General features: G+C 74.0%; 8 protein-coding genes. 4 read left to right on the top strand and 4 right to left on the bottom strand.

Annotation, left to right across the window (positions count from 1 at the left end; genetic code table 11):
- Positions 1-49: 49 nt before the first annotated feature.
- On the bottom strand, positions 50-505 hold the full coding sequence (locus CKO43_RS24665) for a BLUF domain-containing protein (RefSeq protein WP_200380325.1): 456 nt from the start codon (positions 503-505) through the stop codon (positions 50-52).
- A gap of 255 nt (positions 506-760) precedes the next feature.
- Between CKO43_RS24665 and CKO43_RS24660 the strand changes: the two genes are divergently transcribed.
- The 3 genes from CKO43_RS24660 to CKO43_RS24650 are packed head-to-tail and all read left to right on the top strand — an operon-like array spanning position 761 to position 2,867.
- Positions 761-1,303, top strand: a complete 543-nt coding sequence (locus tag CKO43_RS24660; RefSeq protein ID WP_200380324.1) for a class I SAM-dependent methyltransferase — start codon at positions 761-763, stop codon at positions 1,301-1,303.
- Entirely contained in the window at positions 1,300-2,001 is a 702-nt protein-coding gene (locus CKO43_RS24655; protein ID WP_200380323.1) for a PIG-L family deacetylase, read from the top strand. Before CKO43_RS24660 ends, CKO43_RS24655 begins: the two co-directional genes overlap by 4 nt.
- On the top strand, positions 1,998-2,867 hold the full coding sequence (locus CKO43_RS24650) for a glycosyltransferase (RefSeq protein WP_200380322.1): 870 nt from the start codon (positions 1,998-2,000) through the stop codon (positions 2,865-2,867). The genes CKO43_RS24655 and CKO43_RS24650 overlap by 4 nt, the downstream gene beginning before the upstream one ends.
- Positions 2,868-3,071: 204 nt before the next feature.
- Here CKO43_RS24650 and gstA read toward each other — a convergent pair whose 3' ends face one another.
- The 3 genes from gstA to CKO43_RS24635 all read right to left on the bottom strand — a co-directional run bounded on the left by gstA (position 3,072) and on the right by CKO43_RS24635 (position 5,333).
- On the bottom strand, positions 3,072-3,686 hold the full coding sequence (gstA, locus tag CKO43_RS24645; RefSeq protein ID WP_200380321.1) for a glutathione transferase GstA: 615 nt from the start codon (positions 3,684-3,686) through the stop codon (positions 3,072-3,074).
- Between the two features lie 91 nt (positions 3,687-3,777).
- On the bottom strand, positions 3,778-4,869 hold the full coding sequence (locus tag CKO43_RS24640) for an Acg family FMN-binding oxidoreductase (RefSeq protein WP_200380320.1): 1,092 nt from the start codon (positions 4,867-4,869) through the stop codon (positions 3,778-3,780).
- A gap of 68 nt (positions 4,870-4,937) precedes the next feature.
- Positions 4,938-5,333, bottom strand: coding sequence for a VOC family protein (locus CKO43_RS24635; RefSeq protein ID WP_200229680.1), 396 nt, complete (start codon positions 5,331-5,333; stop codon positions 4,938-4,940).
- A gap of 127 nt (positions 5,334-5,460) precedes the next feature.
- Between CKO43_RS24635 and CKO43_RS24630 the strand changes: the two genes are divergently transcribed.
- On the top strand, positions 5,461-6,154 hold a 694-nt coding region (locus CKO43_RS24630), incomplete at its 3' end, for a DUF6781 family protein (protein WP_200380319.1).

Below are 6,154 nucleotides of genomic sequence, written 5' to 3'. Positions count from 1 at the left end.
CTGGAAGGCGTAGCTGAAAGCCGGCGGCGCCGGGCGTGCGGGCATGCGCTCAGGCCGCCAGCCGCGGGCAGTCGGACAGGCTCTGGCGCCAGCGTCCGGCGGCGAAGGCGGCGAGCAGCTTGCGCGCGCGGCCGGCGTCCAGCCGCGTCAGACAGGCGCTGCGGCCGAAGAAGTCGTTGAAGCCCGGCAGCTCGGACAGGTCCTCGTCGCCGCTGGGATAGCCCATCGACCAGGCGTCGAAGCTGCGCCGGTGGATGGGCTCTTCGATGATGCGGGTGACCTGACGGTGCCGCGGGTCGGCCGCAATGCGGTCGAAGAGCGCGCTGACCGCGGCGGCCGGGCCTTCGATGACCTGGAAAAAGCTGCCGTCCACGTGCAGCAGCATGCCGGTGATGCCGTCGCGCGCGTTGTGAACGCGCGAAGTCTCGAGCAGTTCGCGCAGCGCCGAGCTGTCCAGCGGTGTGCTGGCGGCGCTGGCGTAGATGCAGTGCGTGAGGTGGGTCATCGGTTCGCCTCCGGGCCTTGCGGACCGGCTGTCCGCTCCAACGGCGCCAGCCCCGGCAACCCCACGGGTTGCCTCATCGGGCCATTCGGCGTCGCCGCCGCAGGCTCCCGGAGTCTGCAGCTCGTAAACCATTGTTGCCCTGAGCCGGCCGTGTGTCACGCGGTGATGGTCACGAAAAACCGCGCAGTTTGGCGCCGCCGTGCCGGGCACCGGACTTGCCGGACGAGCGGTTCCGCCACCGCCTTGCCTGCCACGATGCCGTCCCCGATCCGCCTGAACGTCGGCTGCGGCCCCGCCCCCGTCCCCGGCTGGCTGAACGCCGACCGCCAGCCGGCCGATGGCGTCGACGTCGTCGGCGACCTGCGCATCGGCCTGCCGATCGCCAGCGCCAGCGTCGACTACGCCGTCGGCATGCACCTGCTGCAGGACTTCGCCTGGGACGAGCTGCCGGGCGCCGTCGCCGAGCTGCGCCGCATGCTCAAGCCCGGCGGCGTGCTGCGCCTGGGCCTGCCCGACCTGGACCGCGCGATCGACGCCTACCGTGGTGGCGACGCCGGCTACTTCTTCGTGCCCGACGAGCACGCGCGCGACCTCGGCGCCAAGCTGGTGACGCAGATCATCTGGTACGGCTCGGTGCGAACGCCCTTCAACTGGGGTTTCGCGCGCGAGCTGCTCGACGCCGGCGGCTGGCACGAGGTGCGCCGCTGCGCCTTTGGCCGCAGCGCGAGCGCCTGGCCCGACATCACGAGCCTGGACAACCGCGAGCGCGAGAGCCTCTACGTCGAGGCGCTGGCGTGAGGTGGCTGCCGCCTTCGGGCCCGGGGCTGGTGGTGTCGCCGCACCTGGACGACGCGGTCTTCGGCTGCGGCGGCTGGCTGGCGTCGCGGCCGGGCAGCGTCGTCGCCACCGTCTTCGCCGGCGTGCCGGACGATCCGTCGCGCGCCACCGACTGGGACCGGCGCTGCGGCTTCACCAGCGCCGGCGAGGCGGTCGCGGTGCGCCTGGACGAGGACCGGCGCGCACTCGCGCGCCTGGGTGCCGAGCCGCGCTGGCTCGCGTTCACCGACAGCCAGTACGGCCAGGAGCCGACGCGGGCCGACGTCGCCCAGGCGCTGCGTGCGCTGCTCGAACGCGAAAACCCGCGCTGGCTGCTGCTGCCGCTGGGCCTGTTCCACTCCGACCATCGGCTGGTTCATGAGGCTGCTGTCGACGCCTTCGCCGGACGGGGTGACGGCCTGGATCTGGTGTTCTGGGAGGACGCGCTGTACCGCGGCATGCCCGGCGTGCTGCAGGCGCGGCTGGCCGAGCTGCTGGCCGCCGGGCAGGTCGGCACGCCGCTGTTCGACGCGCCGCCGAACTCGGCCACGCTGGCGGCCAAACGCAAGGCGGTGTCGGCCTACGCGAGCCAGCTGCGCGCCTTCGGCCAGCACGGCGTCGACGACGTCGACCGGCCGGAGCGTTACTGGCGCTTCGCGCCGCCGGAGCAGCAGCCGTGAGCGCGCCGCCGCGTGTCGGCGTCGTCGTGCTGACGCACGAACGCCCGGCCGAGCTCGAGCGCTGCCTGCAGCGGCTGGGCGCGCTGCCCGAGGCGCCGCCGGTGGTGGTCGTCGACAACGCCTCGCGCGGCGACACCGCGGCCGCGGTCGTGGCGCGCCATGCCGGCGTCGAGCTGCTGCGCAGCCCGGTGAACCTGGGCGCGGCCGGCCGCAACCTGGGCGTCGCGCGCCTGGCCACGCCTTACGTCGCCTTCTGCGACGACGACACCTGGTGGGCCGCCGGCGCGCTGACGCGGGCTGCCGACCTGCTTGACGCGCATGCCCGCATCGGCGCGCTGTCGGCGCGCGTGCTGGTCGGCGCCGACGACCGGCTCGACCCGACCTGCGTCGCGATGGCCGCCAGCCCGCTGCCGGCCGACGGGCTGCCCGGGCCGCGGCTCGTGTCCTTCATGGCCGGGGCGGTGGTGATGCGAACACGCGCGTTCCGCGAAGCCGGCGGCTACGAGCCGCGCTTCTTCCTCGGCGCCGAGGAGGCGCTGCTGGCGCTGGACCTGGCGGCCGCGGGCTGGGCGATGGTCTATGCCGACGAGGTCGTCACGCACCACCACCCGTCGCCGGCGCGCGACGTCGGCCTGCGCCGGCGGGTGCTGATGCGCAACCGGCTCTGGCTGGCCTGGCTGCGCCTGCCGTGGCGGCTGGCCTGGCACGAGACACGCGTCGTGCTGCGCGACGCGCGTGCTGCCGGTGTCGCGCAGCCGGCGCTGCGCGCGGCACTCGCCGCGCTGCCCTGGGTGCTACGCCACCGCCGCCGTCTGCCGGAGACCGTGGTCGAGGCCTGGCGGCGCGTGCACCATGCCGGCGCCTAAGAGTCTGCGCGGCAGAACCCTGGCCGTGCCCGTTGCCGAGGGGTTCAGAACATGCCCCGGGTCCGGGCGCGCAGACGAGCGCAGGCTAAAGCGCGGTACAGCCGTCGTCAGACTGACCGGAGCCTCCCTCGCGGAGGGAGGCTGGAGGGAGCCGTGCGTTAGGCCGCAGGCTAGGAGGCGGCGCGGCTTCTGCCGCGCAGACTCCTAGCCGCCGCGGATCAGCCCTTCGGCACGCATCGCCTGCTGCACCGCCGGACGGGCGCCGACTCGTTCGACGAAGCGCGCCAGGTGGGCGAAGCCCGAGAGGTCGACGCCGACGTGGCGCGCCCAGCCGCTGACGACGAAGAGGTAGGCGTCGGCGACGCTGAAGTCCTCGCCCAGCAGGTAGGGCTGGTTGGCCAGCGCGTTGTCGACGTGGCCGAAACGCCCGAGCAGCTTGCTGCGGAACAGCGCCTTGGCCTCGTCCGGCATGCCGGGCGTGAACAGCGGCGAGTAGTTCTTGTGCAGCTCGGTCGAGATGAAGTTCAGCCACTCGGCGAGGCGGTAGCGCGCCATCGTGCCGGCCGTCGGCGCGAGCTTCTTCTCGGGCACCTGGTCGGCGATCCACTGCACGATGGCCGGGCCTTCGCTGAGGCGTTCGCCGTCGTCGAGTTCGAGCAGCGGCACGCAGCCCTTGGGGTTGATCGTGTAGTAGTCGGTGCCGTCGGCCAGGCGGTGGGTCTTGGTGCTGGCGAGCACGGCTTCGAAGGCCAGGCCCGATTCGAGCAGCACGATGTGCGGCGACAGCGAACAGGCGCCGGGGCTGTAGTAGAGCTTCATGGGTTCTCCGTCTTGTGGGTCGGCGCGACCGGCGCGCGCCGCCGGCGATTGGACGCCGGAAACGAAGACGCTGCACGCCGCCGGGCAGCTGTCAGGCGATCACCGCCTCCAGCGGCCGGCGCAGCGACTCGGGCAGACGCGGGCCGTAACCGATGCGCACGATCAGGTCGGGCCGCAGCGGCGCCAGGCCGAAGGCGCTGGCGAACGGCGCGCGCAGCCGCGCCACTTCCAGCGGCGGGTTCAGCAGCGACAGCCGCAGGCCTGCGGCCGTGGCCTCCAGCGCCAGGCGCTGGAATGCGCGGCCGACGCCGACCCAGCGCTGCGGCCCGCCGGCGGCGTCGGAGGCGAGGATCACGACTCCGGCCGAGCTGCGCAGCTGCTCGGTGCTGCGCGCGACCTCGCTGTCGGCGCGCAGGAAGCGGCGCACGATGCGTCGCGCCAGCCAGGGCGGCAGGCTGGGCTGGCCGCTGCAGCCGGCGAACAGGCCGTCGCCGCTGCGTGCCGCCTCGGCGGCGTCGAAACGCAGCCAGCGCACCAGCTCGTCGACGAAGGCGGCGTCGGAGAGCTGAGCGCGGTGGCCGGTGGCGACGGCGTCGAGCACCCGTTCGAGGCCGGCGCGGTCGCTGACGATCTGCAGCGTCACGCCCTCGGCCGCGGCGGCATCCTCCAGCCGCTGCCACAGTGCCGGCGCCAGCGGCCGGCCGTCGAAAGCGGCGCGCGTGCTCTGGCGCGCCGCGATCGCGTCGTAGGCCGCGGTGCGGCGGGGCGGCGTCGGCGCCAGCGCGACGGTGATGCCGCCGTCGGCCGCCACCTGCGGCTCGGCCTGCAGCCCGTGCGCGAGCGCGGCCTGCATCAGGTTCTCGGTGGCGCAGCCCAGCGAGACGAAGAGGTGGTGGTCGTCGGGGTCGACCGCGGGGCAGCGGCGGCTGAAGTCGGCGGCGATGCGGATCGTGTCGGCGCCGAGACTGAAGCGCCAGCACTGGGTGTTGTGGCTGGACGGCGCCAGCGTCGCCGCGTGCACCAGTGCCCGCAGCCGGTCGGCTCCGGCCACGCTGCCGGGTGGAGCCAGGCGGCGCTGCAGCCGCGCGGCGGCGTCCTGCTCGGCGCGTTCGTCGCAGCCGGCGAGTGCGCCGCCAGCGAGGGCGGCGGCCCCGAGAGTCAGACAGCGGCGCCGTGTCGTCATGCGAGCTCCCGCAAGTGGCTTGCGGTGCCGACGCTAGGCCCGCCGTCGCCGCCGCGGATTGAGCGGCGTCAGCCGCCGGCCTCGCCTTCGGTCCAGCCCAGCTCCCAGACGTGGCCGTCCAGGTCCTCGAACGCGGTGCCTGCCGTCGGGTCGCCGCTGCGCGGCAGGCGCCGGCCACCGGCGGCCAGCGCGCGGCGCAGCAGTTCCTCGGCTTCGGCGCGGCTGTCCAGGAACAGGCAGACCAGCACCTCGGTGCTGTGGCGGGCGTCGGCCACCGGCTTGGGCGTGAAGCGGCGGAAGAAGGGCAGCGCCAGCAGCATCACGTAGATCGTGTCCGAGACCACCAGGCAGGCGGCCTCGTCGCTGCCGTAGCGTTCGTCGAAACCCAGGCCGAGTGCGGCGAAGAAGCGCCGTGACCGCGGCAGGTCGGCGACCGGCAGGTTGACGAAGATGCGACGCGCCATCGGTTCACCCCAGTTGGCTGTGCGACCCCGCATTGCAGCACGGCCGGCACCACCGCGCCGGGGGACGCTCCGCTTGCGGGCGCCGGGCCCGGGTGCGAGCATGGCCGCTCCACCACAGGAGGGGACGATGGCCCGACCGATCTTCGATGCCGACGCGCTGATCACGATGTTCGAGAACGCCACCGCCACGCAGGGCGAGCAGCTGCGCGGCGCCGTCACGCAGGCGACGCTGACCGCGCTGCAGGGGCGCGAGCTGACGCTGAAGAACCTGCGCGCGACGCTGAAGGCCGTCGGCGACGCCGCCGGTGCCGGCGCCGCGCGCAACACCGTGGCCGGCGTCGAGCCGACGGCGCTGCTGGACAGCGTGGTCTCGGGGCTGGACGCCGCGGTGCTGAAGGCAGTCGATGCCAACCGCGTCGCGCTGCAGCGCCTGGTGCAGCAGGGTGCCGACCTGCGCGAGAAACACCTGAAGAAGGCGCTGGACGACCTCGACCGCATGGAAGACACGCTGTTCTCGGCGCTGAAGAAGAGCGCCGAAGGCAGCGGCGCGACGGTGGCCTCGGCCTGGGGGCCGGTGCTCGAACGGCTGCAGGCCGGCGGCACGATGTCGGGGCTGCAGGCAACGCTGACCACCGAGCAGATCACGCAGCAGATGCAGGACGCCGTGCGCACGACGCGCCACGCGTCGCTGCGTGCGGCGCAGGCGCTGGCCGACAGCTACACGGCGATGGTCAGCGGCGTGCTGATCGGCATGTCCGCGGCGCTGCAGGCCGGCGCCCCGGCCGCTGCCGCCGCCGAGGCCGCGCCGGCGCGCAAGACCG

This window comes from Rubrivivax gelatinosus, assembly GCF_016583785.1.
Lineage (GTDB): Bacteria > Pseudomonadota > Gammaproteobacteria > Burkholderiales > Burkholderiaceae_C > Rubrivivax > Rubrivivax gelatinosus_B.
Note: the sequence above shows the minus strand (reverse complement) of the source record. Positions and strands in the feature narration are given on the sequence as shown.